The following is a 17982-nucleotide window of genomic DNA, read 5'->3' as shown; positions in this document are numbered from 1 at the left end:
AAAATTGTGCTGACCGGATGTGCCGGGCAGGCCGTCACCATCGACGGCATACGGGTCAAGGGGTGGTAAACCCCTTGAAACGCTTTTCTTTCCTACCGGCTAGAAGGCCTCTAGTCGCGAGCGCCGGATGCGGCTGCATGAGCCGGCAGCCGCTGAACCACCTCGTGCGATACAAATTTTAGACCTGCGGAGCCACCAGGCTCGCTGGCATGGGTATAATCGGCGCCGTAACGGCGCGGATCGTAGCCGGAAATTATGGCGCCGGTCTGTGGGTGATAGCCGGCATAGCCCGCGTGCGTATAACGTTCGTAAAAGGCGTCGAGATAAGCCTGGCATTCATCGGTCGGTACCCGGCCAACGGGGCGCGCGCTCGGGCTGGAGTCGCGCGCAGCCACTTTCTGGTGGCAGTCGGCAAGCCAGGCATCCCGCGCAACCGGGTCGAAGCCGCCATAGCGGACGCGGGGAGATTCTGAAGTTGCCGGTTGGGCATGGACGACCTGGGTGGGCAAGAGTCCAAACCCGAGCAGCAGCACGGCTAGGGCTGCGGTGGAACGGAAGTGACGCATAGGATGCACCTTTTCGCGAGACAAATCCGGTCTGGCCGGGCGTTAACGAAAAATTTAGCATCTAATGCGGCGTATTACCATGCAATTGGTCGCATTGGCGGTCGCGTGTCCCGGATCGGATCAGGCGACCGTCGTGAGTTTGAATCAGGCGAGGACGTTCGCCGCGATCGCGGCGAGGCGGGCGAAGCCTTGCGCGTCCTCCTCGTCGAAGCGTCCGGGCAGGGGGCTGTCGAGGTCGATTACGGCAACCACACCACCTTCGACGATAACCGGGACCACGAGTTCCGAGCGGCTGGCTGCGTCGCAGGCAATGTGGCCGGGAAAGGCATGGACGTCGGGGACGAGCTGCGTCTCGCCGCTCGCTGCCGCTGCGCCGCACACGCCCGCGCCCAGAGGAATGCGGATGCAGGCGGGCTTGCCCATGAAGGGGCCGAGCACCAGCTCATCCTCGATGCGGCGGTAGAAGCCGGCCCAGTTGAGGTCGGGGACGAATTGCCAGATGAGCGCGGAGAGGTTGGCCATGTTGGCGACGGCATCGGTTTCGCCATCGACGAGAGCCGTGGCGGCACGCGCCAGTTCCTCATAGAGTTCGCTCTTGGGCAGGTCGGAGAGGGATCCAAAATCGTACATGCTCCCCGGTTAGCGCAACTCGTGGTTGCCGCCTAGCCGGTAGGGTCCTATCTCGGTCGCCATGCGCACGATCCTGCTCAAGGCCCTCGGGGCCGTCGTCGTCCTTGTCCTCGCGCTGGTCGCGTTCTTTGCCTGGACCCAGTATTCCAACACCTCGGACCTGCCGAGCGACGCCACCGCGGGCAAGGATCCCAAGCTGGTCGATCCCGATCCGCAGATGATCCCGAGCATGAAGCTGGTCGACACCATCGGATGGCAGCCGGGCGAGGCTCCGGTTCCCGCCAAGGGCCTCGTCGTCGAGCGCTTCGCCGAGGGGCTGGCGCATCCGCGCACGATGCTCACCCTGCCCAACGGTGACGTGCTTGTGGCCGAGACTTCGGCGCCCAAGGCCAGCGAGAGCGGCGGGATTACCGGCACGGTGATGGGCTGGGCGATGGGCAAGGTCGGCGCGGGCGGTCCTTCGCCCGACACGATCGTCCTGCTGCGCGACAGCAACGGCGACGGCAAGGCCGACCAGAAGTTCGATCTGCGCAAGGCCGACCTCGTCTCGCCCTCGGGCATGGCTTATGGCAACGGCAAGCTTTACGTCGCCAACCACAATGCGATTCTCGAATGGTCCTTCACGCCGGGCCAGACCAAGCTGGAAGGCAAGCCGAAGAAGCTGATGGATCTGTGGCCGGGCGGCAACCATTGGATGCGCAACCTGCTGCTGACGAGCGATGGCAAGCACCTCTACGTCGCGGTCGGTTCGGCGACCAACATTGCCGACAACGGCATCGAGGAGGAAGCGGGCCGCGCTTCGATCTGGGAGGTCGATACCGACACCGGCCGGCGTCGCCAATACGCGGCGGGCATGCGCAACCCCAACGGGCTCGACTGGAATCCTTCGACCGGCGAAATGTGGGCGACGGTGCAGGAGCGCGACATGCTCGGGCCCGATCTCGTTCCCGACTACTTCACCAACGTCCCCGTCGGCGCGCAGTACGGCTGGCCCTGGGTCTACTGGAAGGACGTGTTCGATACCCGCGTCGAGCTCGACATGCAGACTTACATGATCGAGTACACGCGCAAGCCCGAATACGCGATGGGCGCGCATACCGGCACGCTCGGCATGGTCTTCGACAAAGGCGGTACATTGATGGGCCCGGCCTATCGCAACGGCGCCTTCATTGCCCGCCACGGATCGTGGAACCGTCGACCGGCGGTCGGCTATGATGTCGTCTTCATTCCCTTCGATGCCAACGGCAACCCCAAGGACGTGAAGCCCGTGCGCGTGCTGACCGGGTTCCTGACCAAGGACGGCGACGAGACTCATGGCCGTCCGACCTGGGTCGCCTTCGACAAGGCGGGTGCGCTTCTCGTTACGGACGACACCGCCGGGATCGTCTGGCGGGTTCACGCCGCCGGGGCCAAGCCCTCCGACCCGATCAAGCCGGTCGAGACCGAGCATCTCAAGCCGCGTCCGGGCCTGATCGATCCCAACTCGCCCGAAGCGGCCGAGCAGCGCCTGCAGGCCGGCTTCAAGGGCGAGGACCGGATCCTGACCCCGGAGAAGTGAGAGGGCGCCGTCGGGCGCCCTCCGGGTCCTAGAGCGCGACGCCAGCGCGTCCGGCCAGTTCGTTGACGTATTGCCAGGCTACGCGGCCCGATCGCGCACCGCGTCGCCGCGACCATTCGAGCGCGTCGCCTGTTTCCCACGTCAGGCCGAATTCGCCGGCATAGCCCGCGATAATGGCGAGATAGGCGTCCTGATCGCAGGCGTGGAAGCCGATCGAGAGGCCGAAGCGGTCAGCGAGCGCGAGACGGTCGTCGACCACGTCGCGCGGGTTGATCGGATCGTCCTGCTCGCGCATCGAGCGCGAGACGATCGCGCGTCGGTTCGAGGTGACCGCGAGGCGCACGTTGGCGGGCCGGGCCTCGACGCCGCCCTCGAGCCAGGAGCGCAGCAGGCGCGGGCCCGCGCCGTCATTCTCCTCGAAGCCGAGATCGTCGACGAAGACGAGGAAGCGCCGCTCGACCTGGCCCAGCGTCGCGAAAAGATCGGTCACGCCCGAGAGCGCGTCCTGGCCGACCTGGACGAGCGCGATTCCATCGGCGTGTTCGGCCTGGCCCTTGCGGATCGCGGCGCGCAGCAGGGCCGACTTGCCCATCCCGCGCGAACCCCACAGCAGCATGTCGTGCGCGGCGTGGCCGGCGGCGAGGCGCAGCACGTTGGTGACGACGCTTTGCTTCTGGTCGTCGATGCCGCGCAGCATGGCGAGCGCGGGCGCATCGAGGCGGTCCACCCCGCGCGCACTCGATCCGCTCCATACGTAGGCGGGACAGGCGAGCCAGTCGATCGCGGGGGGAGCGACCGGGGCAAGCCGCTCGAGCGCGTCGGCAATCCGGGCGAGCAGGGGGAGGGTTTGGGATTCGGGCGTTGCACTCGTCATTTTGATACGCTTTTCCTTGGCTTTCGCACCGCGCGGCTATAGCGCCGGGGCATGAATCCCGCCAGTCGCCCGCGCCTTCTTGCCAGCACCACCCCGGACATTGCCGAGGCGGCGGCCATTTTGCGTGGCGCCGGCCTGGTCGCGGTGCCCACCGAGACCGTCTACGGGCTCGCCGCAAGGGCCGATCGCGACGAGTCCGTCGCGGCGATCTATGCGGCCAAGGGACGACCGAGCTTCAACCCGCTGATCGTCCACGTTGCCGATCTCGCCGGGGCCGAGGCGATCGCGCTGCTCGACGAGCGTGCCAAAGCATTGGCCGAGGCGTTCTGGCCGGGCCCGCTGACGCTGGTGCTGCCCTTGCGCGAAGGGGCTCCGGTCGCTGCGGCGGTGACCGCCGGGTTGTCGACCGTCGCGCTGCGCTGCCCGGCGCATCCCGTCATGCGCGCGCTGATCGCCGAGACCGGCTTGCCGCTAGCCGCGCCTTCGGCCAATCGCAGCGGCGCGGTAAGTCCGACGACGGCGGGGCATGTCGTTGCCTCGCTCGGCGACAGGGTCGATGCGGTGATCGACGGCGGGGCGTGCGCGGCAGGCCTTGAATCGACCATCGTCGCGCTGCGCGAAGGCACGCGCTGGCAAGTCCTGCGTCCGGGCCCGATCGCGGAAGCCGAGCTCGCGGCGGTGCTGGGGCAGGCGAGCGAGCCGGTCACCGCGCAGGCGATCGAGGCGCCGGGCCAGCTTGCCAGCCACTACGCGCCGGGCAAGCCCGTGCGGCTGAACGCGCTGAAGGCCGAGCCGGACGAATTCCACATCGGCTTTGGGGCCGTGGCGGGGCATGCGACGTTGTCGGCGAGCGGCGATCTTAACGAGGCTGCGAGCCGGCTCTATGCGCTGCTGCACCAGGGTGCGGCGGATGGGCATGTACGCATCGCCATCGCGCCGGTACCCGAGACCGGGATCGGTGCGGCGATCAACGACCGGCTGCGCCGCGCGGCGGCCTGACTCGCCCTTGCGCGAACCGACTATCGTCAAATCGCGCGGGGGCAGCTAAAGGCGCGCGATGAGTTCGATCAAGGATAGCGCGCAACTGGGCAAGCTCGTCGCCCACCATCATGGCTGGGCCGCGGCCAAGACGTTCAAGACCTATGCGCTGAACGAAACCGACCAGGCGGCGCTTTCGCGCGCCGCGCGCGATCTGCTCAAAGTCTTCCCGCAAGTGCCTCGCGCAGGTGCGCTGATGAGCGCGGCGCTGGCGGTGACGCTCGAGCGGCAGATCGCCGCGCCGATTCACCTCGTCGCGGGTACGCTTTCGCTCGAGGGCGCGCCGGTGATCGGGGATGGCGGGTCTTTCGACGGGGCAGAGGTCTTCGCCGGGCCGCAGTTCGACTGGGACGGGCACGTCTGGCTGATGATGGGCCCGCAGGTGGTCGACATCGGGCTGTTCCGTCTCGCCTATTCGGGCGAGGGGCCGGCGCGGCTCGCCAAGCACGTCGATCTCGTGTTCGGGCCGGGCAAGGCGCTTTACGTCGACCACTGGAGCCGCACGCGCAAGCAGGGCCTGCGCTACGAGCCCCACTACGTGCTGAGCAGCGAGGAGGTCACGCGCCTGATGGGCCATGCCTTCCGTGCGATCCAGGCGGCGCGCGGTGGACCTTCCCACCAGGAATAGGGCCGAAGGTCAGAGCCGGTCGAACACCGATCCCATGCGCGGGCTGAAAAGCCGCTCGTAAGTCTTCAGGAGGTGGGTGTCGGTCATCGCGGCCACATGGTCGCAGATGACCCGAAGATCGCCTGAGGCAGCTTCGTAGCGCCTCAGGGCGGCCTTTGGGAGCAGGCGGGCCGGATCGGCGGCGAGCGCCTCGAACACGGCGACGACCATCGTCTGTCCCTTGAACTCCAGATGCTGGACTTCGGGGCTGGCGATGACCTCCTCGACGATGAAACGCTGGAGCGCGTCGAGGAAGGCGCGCCGCGGCCCTTCGAGACTGACCCGCCAGCGCAGCAGAGGTTCGGCGAAGGCCGTTTCCTCGCGGTAGGCAGCGCCGGTCAGGAAGTGGTGGACGAGGCGGCTTATGTAGCGCTTGCGGGTGTCCTCCTCGCCGAACAGGTCCTCGACCATCGCCGAGAAGACGTCGTTTTCGCTTTCGCCGGGGTATTTCGCCTTGAGCGCGTCGAGGAAGGGTGCACAGGGACTTTCGATTGCAGCGGCAAAGCGGTCCTTGGCGACGAGACCGAGCGCAATCGCGTCTTCCAGGTCGTGGACGCCGTAGGCGATGTCGTCGGCCAGATCCATGATCGAGCAGTCGAAGCTCTTGTGAAGCGTTCGGGCGTGCTTTCCGGGGCGTTCCTCGATGGTGACGAAGGCGTCGCGCTCGGTCGGAGTGAGCGGGGCGAGAATCCAGTCGGCTACCTCGGATTCGGTGTCGAGATAGGCCTTGGGCGGCTTGCAGGCGGCGGCATCGAGCACGCGGATCGTGCTCGGCCCTTCGCGCAGGCGGGGCGTGAGCGCGGGATTGGCGGCGCGCGCGAAGGCCACGGGATATTTCAGCACGCCCAGCAGCGTGCGACGGCTCAGGTTGGCCCCGGCGTTGGCCGAAAAGCTCTCGAGCCGGGCGAGGATGCGCAAGGTCTGGCCGTTGCCCTCGAACCCGCCGGCTTCCCGCATGCAGTAGTTCAGGGCGACTTCACCGCCATGGCCGAAGGGCGGGTGCCCGAAATCGTGCGTGCAGCCGATCGCGTGGATCAGGCTGCGGTCGGGCAGGTGGGCGGTGGCGGGATGGTCGGGAAAGCTTTTGGCAAGCTGGCGCGCGAGGCCGCCCGCGATCTGCGCCACCTCGAGCGAATGGGTGAGGCGGGTGCGGTAGAAGTCGCTGTCGCCCAGGTTGAGGATCTGGGTCTTGCCCTGGAGCCGCCGGAACGAGGCGGAGTGGACCACGCGGGCGTAGTCGATGTCGCCATCTTCGCGCGCGTCCTCGACCTGCGCGGACCATTGTTCGCGCCTCTCGTACCAGCTCATCGTGTCGTCGTGTCCTTGAAGGGGCAGGGCCGTTCGTTCACGGCGTGCGCGTGCGAAGCTGCTGCAATTCGGCATAGTCGTCGCGTGCGTCGAGACAGGCGCTCTGGCGGCCCTTGTCGCATTCGCGCAAGTTCTTCTCGTAGCGGCGCTGAACCTTGCCGATCGCCTCCTCGTTCTTGCGCAGGGCGCGCCCGCGCTTCTCGTCGGCTTCGGACTGGCTGGTGGTCGCCCAGTCGACACCCTGGCCGACCGCGCGCACCGGGGCCGTGGCGACATCGGCGACGGTGCTGACCACGCAGCCGGAAAGCGCCGGGAGGGCGAGGGCCAGGACAAGGAGGGTGGAGCGCGACACGCCGGAGCCAGAAGGGTTCATGGCCGAAGACCTGTCATGCCAGGGCCCGTCTGGCAACGGCTATGCGGTGGCGAGAGGCAACATGTCCGTTCGCCAGACACGAAAAAGGGGCCGCTCCCGCGCGGGAGGCGACCCCTTTTCGATTGCCACGAAATCCTGGATCAGGCGGTTTCGGTGGTTTCGTAGTACTTGGGCGCGTGCTCGTTGAGGATCGCGAGGATCTTCTTGAGCGCGGCCGGCTCGTCGGTCTTTTCCATCGCGGCCAGTTCGCGCGCGAGGCGCGAGCTTGCGGCCTCGAAGATCTGGCGCTCGGAGTAGCTCTGCTCGGGCTGGTCATCGGCGCGGAACAGGTCGCGGGTGACCTCGGCGATCGACACCAGGTCGCCCGAATTGATCTTGGCTTCGTATTCCTGCGCGCGGCGCGACCACATGGTGCGCTTCACCTTGGGCTTGCCCTTGAGGGTATCAAGGGCTTCGCGCAGCGTCTTGTCCGACGACAGCTTGCGCATGCCGATCGATTCCACCTTGTTCACCGGAACGCGGAGCGTCATGCGCTCCTTCTCGAAACGCAAAACGTAGAGTTCGAGCTGCATCCCGGCAATTTCCTGCTTCTGCAACTCGATCACACGGCCCACGCCGTGCTTGGGATAAACGACGTAATCTCCAACATCGAAGGCATCGGCCTTGGTTGCCATGTATCGTCCTTTCACCTGCAGGGTGGATGCAAGAAAACAGGCGGTAGGAGTCATGTTCCGGATGGCAAAGCGACCAGGAGGCACGAAAGCCTCCGCCGTCCGGTCAGATCACTCTCTTACCGCTTGAATTCGAACCCTGCCTCGTCATGAAAAATTTCTGCCAAACGAGTAGAAGACTCGGGCAGTTGGCGGATTATATAGCATCGATGTGACAAAATATCCAGTGGCCCGCTGCGGAATCCTGCGCTAGCGTGGAACCGGGTTTCGAATCAGCGCCTTATCGCGCGATTTTTGGCCGTTTTGCGCGGCCTTGGGCGTGCCTGGGGCACACCGGAAGTTTCCGCAATGGACGGTGTTACGCGTCCATTGCGGTGGAATTCGTGAAAATCAGTCGCCTTCGCCCGGTTCGGGCGAGAAGAACTTCTCGAGCTTGTTCTCAACGTCCTTGAAGTCGTCCGCGTCGGCGGGCGCGTCCTTCTTGGTGGTGAGGTTGGGCCACTCGGCGGCGTACTTGGCGTTGAGCTCGATCCACTGCTCGAGACCGCTCTCGGTGTCGGGCAGGATGGCTTCGGCCGGGCACTCGGGCTCGCACACGCCGCAATCGATGCATTCCGACGGATTGATGACGAGCATGTTCTCGCCTTCGTAGAAGCAATCGACCGGGCAGACCTCGACGCAGTCCGTGTACTTGCACTTGATGCAGGCGTCGGTGACGACGTAGGTCATGACGGCGAAATCCTTATCTGAAGAGACTTATGGCTGGAGGCTCGCCGCTACGGGATGAGACGGGCTGGCGTCAAGCACTCTGTAGCAGGCTTGCGCCTCATTTGCCGGTCCACGGCGCTCGGGGATGGCAAGAATTTCTATCACCCGCACGTGCGTGCCTATGGGCACGGTGAGCACGTCCCCCACCGCCACTTTCTGGTGGGCCCGGTCGATGCGCCGTCCGTTGAGCCGCATATGCCCGCTCTGGGCGAGCCCCTGCGCCACGGCCCGGGTCTTGGCCAGGCGCAGGAACCACAGCAACTTGTCGACACGCATCAGCCGACCCGCGACATGGTCAGCGGACCATGTCGGCCAAAGCCGCAAAGGCACTGCCTTCGCGCACGCGCGGGGCGCGCTCGGTTTGGGGGGCGGGGGCCTGACGGCGCGGAGGGCGCCAGGTCCAGCGCTGCTCGGCCGGAGCCGCAGCGGCGACTTCACTTGCCGGTGCACCCGTCTCGGCCGACGTTTCCGTCGCGATGTCCGCGGGCGCCGGTTTGCTCTCCTTGCCGCGTGGATGGGGGTTCACCGGCTGGAATCCACCGAGGCGCAGCAGGCGCTCGTAGCTCGCCGGGGTCAGCCCCATCGAAATCGCGCGGGCCGGATCGAGCGCAAAGCTCGGGCGCGGGTCGCGGTTGCCGCGCCCGCCGCTGCGGCCCTGGTCGCGACCCTTTGCGCGATGGCGGCTGCGGTCCTTGCCACTTTCCTTGTTGCCCCGGTTGCCACCTTTGCTCTTTTCGGGACTTGCGGCCTGGGCGGGTTCCTCGACAGCTGGCGCGCTGTCTGCCGTGGCCGGTACCTCGGTTGCATCCGGCGCGGTGTCTTGCGTTTCGACCTCGGTTGCCGGCGTTTCGGCGGCTACAGGCGAAGGCGTCTCGGTCGCTTCGACGATGGCCGTGTCCTGCGTCTCGGCCACGGGCTCGGCTTGCGTCTCGACCGGCTTGGCGGCGGCTTCCTCGCGCTGGGCATGGGCCTCGCGCAGGAGCTTTTCGGCCATGTCGATGCGGATGAGCTGCTTGCCCAGGTTGCGGTAGCCGGGGATACGGTCACGCCGACCGACCGCGAGCGCGGGAGGCATCGTCTCGTCGGGCGCACCGCCGCGCGGGGGCTTCCCCGACAGCCGTGCGAGTTCGCGCCACAACGCGATCGGGCGCGGGCGCAGCATGGCGGGCACGAAGAGGTCGAGCGCGCCCACGCGCACGCCGAGGCGCGCCAGCATCGTGCGGCGCTCCTTGTCGAGCTTTTCGAGGCCCGAGCTTTCGCGCGCGAGTATGCCGCCCTGTTCGACGAGGTGAATCAGCAATGCGCGAAGATCCGGACCGGCCTCTTGCGAGCGGCTGGCTTCCTCGAGCTTGCCGAGCGGCGCGAGCGGTTCGAGCTCCTTCTCGAGCCAGGCCTCAACTGCCGCGACGAGCGCCTTGCGCGCGGGGGCGGGAATTGCGTCGAGCAGGCGGTCGGGCACGAAAAGGGGCGTCAGCAGCGCACGTCCGACGCCCAGCTTGCCGAGCGGCTCACCTTCCCAGGTGATCGCGCCGGCGGTGAAGGCGAGCGGGGCGGGGCCCTCGTGAATCGCCTTGGTGAGCGCCTCGGCACGCGCCTCGAGCAGTCCGGGCAGGTGCTTCTCGGCGGCCGAAAGCAGCAGCTTGCGGTCGGTCAGACGGGTCTGAGGGTCGATCTGGAAGGCAAATCCGCGAAGTGAGCCGATGTGCTCGCCTTCGACCAGAACCTCTTCGTCTTCGAGCCGTACAGAGAGCAACCCTGTGTCCGGTCCCAGTTTTTTCATGAGCAGCGCTGTCCTGCGATTGATGAAACGTTCGGTAAGCTTGCCGTGCAGGGCATCGGAAAGCCGGGCCTCGACGGCGCGCGCACGCGCGGCCATCTCGTCGCGCGCCAGCACCCAGTCGGGTCTCTGGGCGATATAGGCCCAGGATCGGATCGCGGCAATCCGCCCCTGCAAGGTGTCGATTTCGCCGCCGGTACGGTCGAGATGGGCGATCTGCTGGGCCATGTAGTCGGCGCCGAGCTGCCCGTGGCGCAAGTCCTGCCACAGTCGCGCGACGAAGCGCGAGTGAGTCTCGGCGCCCTGCTGGCGAAAGTCGGGCAGGCGGCAGACGTCCCAGAACCGCGCCACTTGCCCGCGCCCGCGCACCGAATCGGCGATCTCGGGCTCGTCTGCGAGCCGCTTGAGTACGGCAAGGTCGATCGCCTCGGGGGCAAGCCGCAGTTCGCGCCGTTCGGGTGGGGTCTCGAGATCGGCGATCAGCGTTGCGAGACTGTCGAAACGTGGCTCGGGGGTGCGCCAGAACAATTGCGTGAGCGGCGGGAAGCGGTGCTCCTCGATCGCGTAGATTTCCTCGGGCTCGAATTCGAGCTCGCCGTGGCCGTGACTCATGCCCGCCAGCGTGCCGAACGTGCCGTCGGTCTGGTGGCGCCCGGCGCGCCCGGCGATCTGCGCCATTTCCGCCGAAGTCAGCCGCCGGTGGCGCTGCCCGTCGTACTTCGACAGGCCCGCAAAGGCGACATGCTGGACATCGAGGTTGAGCCCCATGCCGACCGCGTCGGTGGCGACGAGGTAGTCGACCTCGCCCGACTGGTAGAGCTCGACCTGGGCGTTGCGCGTCTGCGGGCTGAGCGCGCCCATCACGACGGCGGCCCCGCCCCGGAAGCGGCGCAGCATTTCGGCGAGCGCGTAGACCTGCTCGACCGAGAAGGCAACGATGGCGCTGCGCGGAGGAACCCGGCTGAGCTTTTTGGGCTCGACGTGGCTGAGGGTGGAGAAGCGCGGGCGCGAGACCACCTCGACCCCGGGTATAAGCGCCTTGACCATAGGCTCGAGCGTCGCGGAGCCGAGGATCATCGTTTCTTCGCGGCCGCGGGCGTGAAGCAGGCGGTCGGTGAAGACGTGGCCGCGCTCGCGGTCGGCGCCGAGCTGCGCCTCGTCGATCGCGACGAAGGCCATCGAGCGCTCGGTCACCGGCATCGCCTCGGCGGTGCACAGCAAATAGCGCGCGTTCTTGGGTTCGATCCGTTCCTCGCCGGTGATCAGCGCGACGTTGGCCTCGCCCTTGATCTTGCAGACCCGGTCGTAGACCTCGCGCGCGAGCAGGCGCAGCGGAAAGCCGATCATGCCGCTCGAATGCGCGCACAACCGCTCTATCGCCAGGTGGGTCTTGCCGGTGTTGGTCGGCCCCAGGACCGCCTTCACCCCATCGGAGGCGTCGTTTCGCACCATCGCATGAGGGGGTTTGATCATGACAGCGTCAAGTGTGGCATCGCCACCGGTCGCTCGCAAGGGGCGTCTCGGCCGGATTGGCGGATATAATCCACAATGTAAGGGCGCAATTAACCTTGAGCGGGCAGGGTCCTTGCGGGAAAAGGCGCAGGATGCGCGGCAAATCGGACGGGGCGGGCCCGCGCTGGTCGCCTCGCGCGGTGTGGGTACGGGTCGCAGAACGAAGGACGGTTCGGGTGTTCAAGGGTCATGGCAGGGATAGTGAGGACGGCGGGAGCGAGACCCCGCAGGCCGCCCACCTGTCGCACGCGCAGATGGTTGCGGCTGCGCCGCGGCCCCGGCGCGCCCGGCCGCGTCCGGGCCGCCTGCGCGCCTTCGAGGCCTGGTGCGCGCGCGTCGATCTTGCGCCCGACCTTGCCAGCGACATCGGCAGCCGCACGTGGTTTCGCGGAGTTGCGACGCTGCTGGGCCTCGGCGCGCTGGCTTTTGCCTTCTCGCCCGACCTGACATCGGTCGAGGCGGCGACCGCCACCCCCTTGCAACCCCGCATGCGCGACGAATTTCGCAGCCAGACGATCGCCCCGCTTGCGCTCGGCGCCGACAGCGGGCGGCACATGGGAGCCAGTCCGCTGGTCCGGCCTTTGGCGAGCGCGCCCGAACGCCCCCGCATCGAGCTGGTCTCGACGCTCGGGCGCGGCGACAGCCTCGCCGCGATGCTCGGCCGGGCGGGCGTGGGCGCGCTCGATGCGACGGAAGTGGAGAACCTCGTCGGGCAGGCGCTTCCGGTCGACGACATCGAATCGGGCACGCAATTCGACATCACGCTGGGCAAGCGCCCCCAGGGCAACGCGCCGCGCGTCCTGGAATCGCTCGGTTTCCGGGCGCGGATGGACCTCGACCTGTCGATCGAGCGCGCCGCAGGCAAGACCAGCGGCGCGCTTCACCTCGTGCGCCACCCGATCCGCGTCGACACGACGCCGCTTCGGATCACCGGGACGGTCGGTTCGAGCCTCTACCGTTCGGCGCGTGCCGCCGGGGCACCGGTGGCGGCGATCCAGGCGTACCTGCGCGCCATCGACAAGTACGTCAGCCTCGACAGCGACGTGCGCTCGGACGACCGCTTCGACATGATTCTTGCCTACAAGCGCTCGGCCAAGGGCGACCGCGAGGTGGGTGATTTGCTCTATGCGGGCATGGAACATGATGGGAAACCGCGGGTCCAATTGCTGCGCTGGGGCAAGGACGGACAGATGTTCGCGGCGGGCACGGTCGACCAGGCGCAGTCGGTGCCGATCGGCATGCCGGTCGCGGGGCACATCACCTCGAGCTACGGCATGCGGCGCCACCCGATCCTGGGTTATACCCGGATGCACGCCGGGATCGACTTCGGCGCGGCCTATGGCTCGCCGATCCATGCGGTGGCGGCCGGACGGGTGGTCTTCTCCGGGCGGCATGGCGGCCACGGCAACTACGTCAAGATCGACCATGGCGGCGGCCTTGCCACCGGCTATGGCCACATGAGCCGGATCGCGGTCTCCTCGGGAACTTCGGTCCGGGCCGGGCAGGTGATCGGCTACGTCGGCTCGACCGGGCTTTCCACGGGCCCGCACCTCCATCTCGAGGCCTATCGCAACGGCCATACGATCAATCCGGCGGGACTGAAGATTCTCTCGCGCCCGCAGCTCGACGGCCAGGAGCGGCAGGAATTCAAGACCCGCATGGCTTCGCTGCTGACCGTGGCGCCGGGCGCCGCGCTCGCCGACATCGCCGTGCCCGAGGCCCAGACCCCCGATGCCGCGCGCGAGATCGACCGGCTCGCGCCCAAGACGGTGAACTGAGCGCGTACGGGGCATGTTAGAGGCGGGCCAGGCGCCGGCCCCGCGTCGCCCGGCGCAATCCCGGACCCGTTCCGGGCAATTGAATCGCCTGGGATTTTGCGGCAAGCACACCGCCATGACTTATCCGCACACCCGCCTGCGCCGCGCGCGCGCCACGGCCTGGAGCCGCGCTCTCCACCGCGAGACCATCCTCACCCCGGCCGACCTCATCTGGCCGGTCTTCGTCACCGAGGGCGAGGGCGTAGAAGATCCGATCGCCTCGCTGCCGGGCGTCTCGCGCTGGTCGGTGGACCTCCTGGTCGAGCGCGCGAAGGAAGCGGTGGAGCTGGGCATTCCCTGTCTCGCGCTGTTTCCCAACACCCAGCCCGAGCGCCGCAGCGCGACGGGCGAGGAAGCGCTCAACCCCGACAACCTGATGTGCCGGGCGATCCGCGCGATCCGCGCGGCTTGCGGCGATTCCATCGGTCTTCTGACCGACGTCGCGCTCGATCCCTACACCGACCACGGGCAGGACGGCCTGATCGACGGCGACGGCTACGTGCTCAACGACGAGACGGTCGAGGCGCTGGTCGGCCAGGCGCTCAACCAGGCGCGCGCGGGAGCCGACATCATCGCCCCTTCGGACATGATGGACGGGCGCATCGAAGCGATCCGCGCCGCGCTCGAGGCCGAGGGCCACATCAATGTCCAGATCATGTCCTACGCGGCCAAGTACGCCTCGGCCTTCTATGGTCCGTTCCGCGATGCAGTGGGCTCGCGCGGATTGCTGAAGGGCGACAAGAAGACCTACCAGATGGACCCGGCCAACACCGAGGAAGCGCTGCGCGAGGTCGAACTCGATCTTGCCGAGGGCGCCGACAGCGTGATGGTGAAGCCCGGTTTGCCCTACCTCGACATCGTGCGCCGGGTGAAGGAAGCCTTCGAGGTCCCCGTCTTCGCCTACCAGGTCTCGGGCGAATACGCGATGATCGAGGCAGCCGTGGCCGCCGGCGCAGGTGACCGCGACGCGCTCGTCCTCGAGACCCTGCTGGCCTTCAAGCGCGCGGGCTGCTCGGGCGTGCTGACCTACCACGCGGTCCACGCCGCGCGCCTGCTCCGGGGCTGAAGCGGGGCCTTGGGGCGCTTGCGGATCACGACGCCAAGGCTTGCCTTGCGCGAATGGGACGAGGCGGATCTTGCCGCGTTCCAGGCGATCTGCAGCGACCCGGTGGTCATGGCAACCCTGGGCGATCCGCTGAGTCTCGAGGAGACCGCCGCGACGATCGCGCGAATGCAGGCCACGCAGGCCGAGCATGGCCACTGCTTCTGGGCGCTCGAGCGGCTGGAAGATCGACGCCTGATCGGTTGGTGCGGGGTAATTCGCGGGCGGACCGGTCCGGTCGCGGGGAAGGTCGAGATCGGCTGGCGTCTTGCTGCCGATTGCTGGGGGCAGGGCTATGCCAGCGAGGCGGCACGCGCCGCCCGCGACTGGGCCTTCGCCCATCTTCCCGATGATGCGCTTTACGCGATCACCAGCAGGGGCAACCGGCGCAGCCGCGCGGTGATGGAGCGCCTGGGCATGACCTATTGCCCCGAACTCGATTTCGCACATCCCGGCGTGCCGCACTACAGCCCGCTGTGCCCACACGTGACCTACCGCCTTCTACGCGGGGACGCGCCGGGGGATGCCCCGCAAGGATGACCATGTCTCCGCGTGGCCGGTCCTTCGACCGCGCCCTGTTTCTCCTCGCCATCCTGCTTGGCAGTTTCCTGCTGTTCCTGGTGCAGCCGATGGTCGCGCGCATGGCGCTGCCGCTGCTTGGCGGCGCGCCCAACGTCTGGAACAGCGCAATGCTGGTCTATCAGGCGCTGCTCCTGGGCGGTTATGCCTATGCCCATGCGCTGGGATGCTTCGCGGTGCGCACGCAGGCCCTGATTCACGGCGCGCTGCTGCTGCTTGCCGCCCTGACTCTGCCGATCGGCCTTGTCGCGCTGCCGCCCGCGCCCGAGGGCAGCGAGGTCCTGTGGGTGCCGCTCCTCCTCGCTCTCAGCGTGGGTCCGGTGTTCCTGGCGGTGTCGGCGCAGGCCCCGCTTCTCCAGCGCTGGTTCGCCACCGATCCCGACGCGGGACAACCTTGGGCGCTTTACGCCGCGTCCAATCTCGGCAGCTTCGGCGGGCTTCTCGCCTATCCGTTGCTGGCCGAGCCCCTGCTTTCGCTCCAGGCGCAGAGCCGGGGCTGGGCGCTGGGCTACGGCTTGCTGGTGCTGTGCGTGATCGCCTGCGGCTGGGCGCGCCGCGACCGGCCCGCGTCCACGCGGTCTTCGGCAGAGCAGGGGCCCGCGCCGACATGGCGAGGGATCGCCTTGTGGCTGGTTTTGGCGGCAGTGCCGTCGGGACTCATGCTTTCGACGACGACGCATCTCACCACCGACATCTTCGCGGCGCCGCTGCTCTGGGTGATTCCGCTCGGCCTCTATCTCCTGAGCTTCGTGGTGGCCTTCGCCGACCGACGCGGTCCTGCGCGCGGGGTCGGCGCGATCACGCCCGTCGTTCTCCTGCTCGGCGGAGGCTATGCCATGGCCTCGAGCGGTATTGTCGGGATCTGGGCGGTGGGCCTTGCCTGTCTGCTGCTGCTTTGCGTGTGTGTCACACTCCACGCGCGGCTTTATGAACTGCGTCCCGAATCCGGATGGCTGACCCAGTTCTATCTCGTCCTGGCGGCGGGCGGTGCGCTGGGCGGACTGTTCACCGCGCTGCTCGCCCCGGTGCTGTTCGACTGGACCTGGGAGCACCCGGTGCTGGTCCTGGCCGCAGCCGCGCTGGTCCCGCTGCACCCGCTATTGGCCTGGCGCACGCGCGAGGACATCGAGCCGGGCATGGCCCGGCTGGCCGAAGGCCTGCTGCTCGCGCTCGCGGTGTTTCTCGGCTGGCAACTCAAGGACCTCTTTGGCGATCCTTCCGCCGGGATCTGGCGGATGGTCCTGACGGTCTTCCTCGTTGGCACCGGTGTGCTGCTGATGGCCACGCGCGCGGCCTTCGTGGTGGTGCTCTTCATCGCCATGATCGGGCAGGGCGGGGCCTGGACGTTGCAGGGCTCCTGGGCGGGACAGCGCACGCGCAGCTACTTCGGCATCTACACCTTGCGCGACGACCCCCAGTCGCACCTTCGCATCCTGGCGCATGGCACGACCCTGCACGGCAAACAGTCGCTCGACCCCGCGCACGCGCACGATACGTTGAGCTATTATGGGCCCGGTTCGGGGGTGGCGCTGGGCCTGGGTGCGCTGCCCGCGCTTTACGGACCTTCGGCCCGCGTGGGCGTTGTGGGCCTCGGCGCGGGCTCGCTCGCGTGCCTGTCGCATCCGGGGCAGAGCTGGACATTCTTCGAGATCGATCCGGTGATCCTGCGCTATTCGCGCGAAGGTGCTTTCACCTTCCTGCGCGATTGTACGCCGCGCGCGCGCGTGGTGATCGGGGATGCGCGGCTGCGCCTCGCGCACGTCTCGCCGGCGGCGTTCGATACGCTGGTGATCGACGCCTTCTCCTCCGATTCGATTCCGCTGCACCTTCTCACGCGCGAGGCCTTCGCGATCTACGAACGCGCGCTGGGTGCCGATGGCCTGCTGCTCGTCCACATTTCCAACCGCTACATCGATCTCGTTCCCGTCATCGCCGCTCTGGCGCGCGAGCGGGGCCTTGTCGCGCGCGCGCATCTCGACCTGCCCGAGGACATGGAGCGCTATTCGCCCTCGCGCTGGATCGCGCTGGCGCGCAAGCGCGAAACGCTGGACAGGATGGCGGCGGTGCATCCCGAACAGGCCTGGACCGCGCTCCCTTCGGTGCGCGATCGGGCCTGGAGCGATGACCACGCCTCGATCCTGCCTTATATCCGATGGTCGCAGCTCACAGGAACCCCATGACCCAGACCCGCACCGACATCACCATCGCCGCCATCCACGGCAAGGCGCCCCGGATCCACTCCAGCGCCTTCATCGCGCCCGGCTGCCGGATCATCGGCGACGTCGAGATCGGCCCGGATGTGAGCATCTGGTACAACTGCGTCGTCCGCGCCGACGTCAACCGCGTCGTGATCGGCGCGCGCACCAATATCCAGGATGGCAGCGTGGTCCATTGCGACAGCCCCAAACCCGCGCGGCCCGAGGGCCACGCGACGCTGATCGGCGAGGACTGCCTGATCGGACACATGGCGATGGTCCACGGCTGCACGCTCGAGGATCGCGCCTTCGTCGGGCTGGGCGCGATCGTGATGGACGGCAGCGTGATCGAGAGCGAGGGAATGCTTGCGGCGGGCGCGATGCTGACCGGCAAGCGGATCGGCGCAGGTCAATTGTGGATGGGTCGTCCGGCCAAATTCGCGCGTGACCTTGACGCGGCCGCGAGGGCCGCCAACCAGGCCGGCGTGCGTGGTTACGTGCAAAACGGGCGCGACCATGCCGCCGCGCTCGGGCTTGGTTGAGCCGT

17 protein-coding genes are annotated in these 17982 nt (G+C 67.6%); 8 read left to right on the top strand and 9 right to left on the bottom strand.

Features of this window, described 5'->3' with window-relative positions:
- Nucleotides 1-110: 110 nt before the first annotated feature.
- Together HT136_RS10760 and HT136_RS10755 are read right to left on the bottom strand one after the other, a co-directional pair.
- A complete protein-coding gene (locus HT136_RS10760; protein WP_214199761.1) occupies nt 111-566 on the bottom strand; it encodes a hypothetical protein in 456 nt (151 codons plus the stop codon).
- A 144-nt stretch (nt 567-710) separates the two neighbouring features.
- Nucleotides 711-1196 (bottom strand): GAF domain-containing protein, encoded by a 486-nt coding sequence (locus tag HT136_RS10755; RefSeq protein ID WP_214199760.1) that lies wholly within the window; start codon nt 1194-1196, stop codon nt 711-713.
- Nucleotides 1197-1257: 61 nt separating this feature from the next.
- Here HT136_RS10755 and HT136_RS10750 point away from each other — a divergent pair, with 61 nt between their 5' ends.
- On the top strand, nt 1258-2754 hold the full coding sequence (locus HT136_RS10750; RefSeq protein WP_214199759.1) for a PQQ-dependent sugar dehydrogenase: 1497 nt from the start codon (nt 1258-1260) through the stop codon (nt 2752-2754).
- Nucleotides 2755-2782: 28 nt separating this feature from the next.
- On the opposite strand, the gene HT136_RS10745 is transcribed toward HT136_RS10750, so the two are convergent.
- Nucleotides 2783-3628, bottom strand: a complete 846-nt coding sequence (locus HT136_RS10745; protein WP_214199758.1) for a DUF815 domain-containing protein — start codon at nt 3626-3628, stop codon at nt 2783-2785.
- A 51-nt stretch (nt 3629-3679) separates the two neighbouring features.
- Between HT136_RS10745 and HT136_RS10740 the strand changes: the two genes are divergently transcribed.
- Nucleotides 3680-4627, top strand: a complete 948-nt coding sequence (locus HT136_RS10740; protein ID WP_214199757.1) for an L-threonylcarbamoyladenylate synthase — start codon at nt 3680-3682, stop codon at nt 4625-4627.
- A 58-nt stretch (nt 4628-4685) separates the two neighbouring features.
- Nucleotides 4686-5294 (top strand): hypothetical protein, encoded by a 609-nt coding sequence (locus HT136_RS10735; protein ID WP_214199756.1) that lies wholly within the window; start codon nt 4686-4688, stop codon nt 5292-5294.
- A gap of 9 nt (nt 5295-5303) precedes the next feature.
- On the opposite strand, the gene HT136_RS10730 is transcribed toward HT136_RS10735, so the two are convergent.
- The 6 genes from HT136_RS10730 to HT136_RS10705 form a co-directional block, all read right to left on the bottom strand.
- The gene (locus tag HT136_RS10730; protein ID WP_214199755.1) at nt 5304-6641 is read right to left on the bottom strand and encodes an anti-phage deoxyguanosine triphosphatase; all 1338 of its coding nucleotides are present in this window, start codon (nt 6639-6641) and stop codon (nt 5304-5306) included.
- 37 nt (nt 6642-6678) lie between these two features.
- A complete protein-coding gene (locus HT136_RS10725) occupies nt 6679-7014 on the bottom strand; it encodes a hypothetical protein (RefSeq protein WP_214199754.1) in 336 nt (111 codons plus the stop codon).
- A 140-nt stretch (nt 7015-7154) separates the two neighbouring features.
- Nucleotides 7155-7688: a CarD family transcriptional regulator gene (locus tag HT136_RS10720; RefSeq protein ID WP_214199753.1), complete on the bottom strand. Its 534-nt coding sequence runs from the start codon at nt 7686-7688 to the stop codon at nt 7155-7157.
- A gap of 387 nt (nt 7689-8075) precedes the next feature.
- Nucleotides 8076-8414 carry a ferredoxin FdxA gene (gene fdxA / locus HT136_RS10715; RefSeq protein ID WP_214199752.1) on the bottom strand — a complete coding sequence of 113 codons (339 nt, stop codon included), beginning with the start codon at nt 8412-8414 and terminating at the stop codon, nt 8076-8078.
- A 27-nt stretch (nt 8415-8441) separates the two neighbouring features.
- A complete protein-coding gene (locus tag HT136_RS10710; protein WP_214199751.1) occupies nt 8442-8729 on the bottom strand; it encodes an RNA-binding S4 domain-containing protein in 288 nt (95 codons plus the stop codon).
- A gap of 19 nt (nt 8730-8748) precedes the next feature.
- Nucleotides 8749-11703, bottom strand: coding sequence for a helicase-related protein (locus tag HT136_RS10705; RefSeq protein ID WP_246543585.1), 2955 nt, complete (start codon nt 11701-11703; stop codon nt 8749-8751).
- Nucleotides 11704-11918: 215 nt separating this feature from the next.
- Here HT136_RS10705 and HT136_RS10700 point away from each other — a divergent pair, with 215 nt between their 5' ends.
- From HT136_RS10700 to HT136_RS10680, 5 genes are all read left to right on the top strand, one after another.
- A complete protein-coding gene (locus tag HT136_RS10700; RefSeq protein ID WP_343222163.1) occupies nt 11919-13520 on the top strand; it encodes a peptidoglycan DD-metalloendopeptidase family protein in 1602 nt (533 codons plus the stop codon).
- Between the two features lie 115 nt (nt 13521-13635).
- Nucleotides 13636-14625 carry a porphobilinogen synthase gene (gene hemB / locus HT136_RS10695; RefSeq protein ID WP_214199749.1) on the top strand — a complete coding sequence of 330 codons (990 nt, stop codon included), beginning with the start codon at nt 13636-13638 and terminating at the stop codon, nt 14623-14625.
- Between the two features lie 18 nt (nt 14626-14643).
- Nucleotides 14644-15201 (top strand): GNAT family N-acetyltransferase, encoded by a 558-nt coding sequence (locus tag HT136_RS10690; protein ID WP_246543584.1) that lies wholly within the window; start codon nt 14644-14646, stop codon nt 15199-15201.
- A 2-nt stretch (nt 15202-15203) separates the two neighbouring features.
- Nucleotides 15204-17420, top strand: a complete 2217-nt coding sequence (locus HT136_RS10685) for a spermidine synthase (RefSeq protein ID WP_214199748.1) — start codon at nt 15204-15206, stop codon at nt 17418-17420.
- Nucleotides 17417-17977, top strand: a complete 561-nt coding sequence (locus HT136_RS10680) for a gamma carbonic anhydrase family protein (RefSeq protein WP_214199747.1) — start codon at nt 17417-17419, stop codon at nt 17975-17977. Before HT136_RS10685 ends, HT136_RS10680 begins: the two co-directional genes overlap by 4 nt.
- The last annotated feature ends 5 nt before the right edge of the window (nt 17978-17982 follow it).

This window comes from Novosphingobium profundi (genome assembly GCF_018491765.1).
GTDB classification, from domain to species: domain Bacteria; phylum Pseudomonadota; class Alphaproteobacteria; order Sphingomonadales; family Sphingomonadaceae; genus Novosphingobium; species Novosphingobium profundi.
Note: the sequence above shows the minus strand (reverse complement) of the source record. Positions and strands in the feature narration are given on the sequence as shown.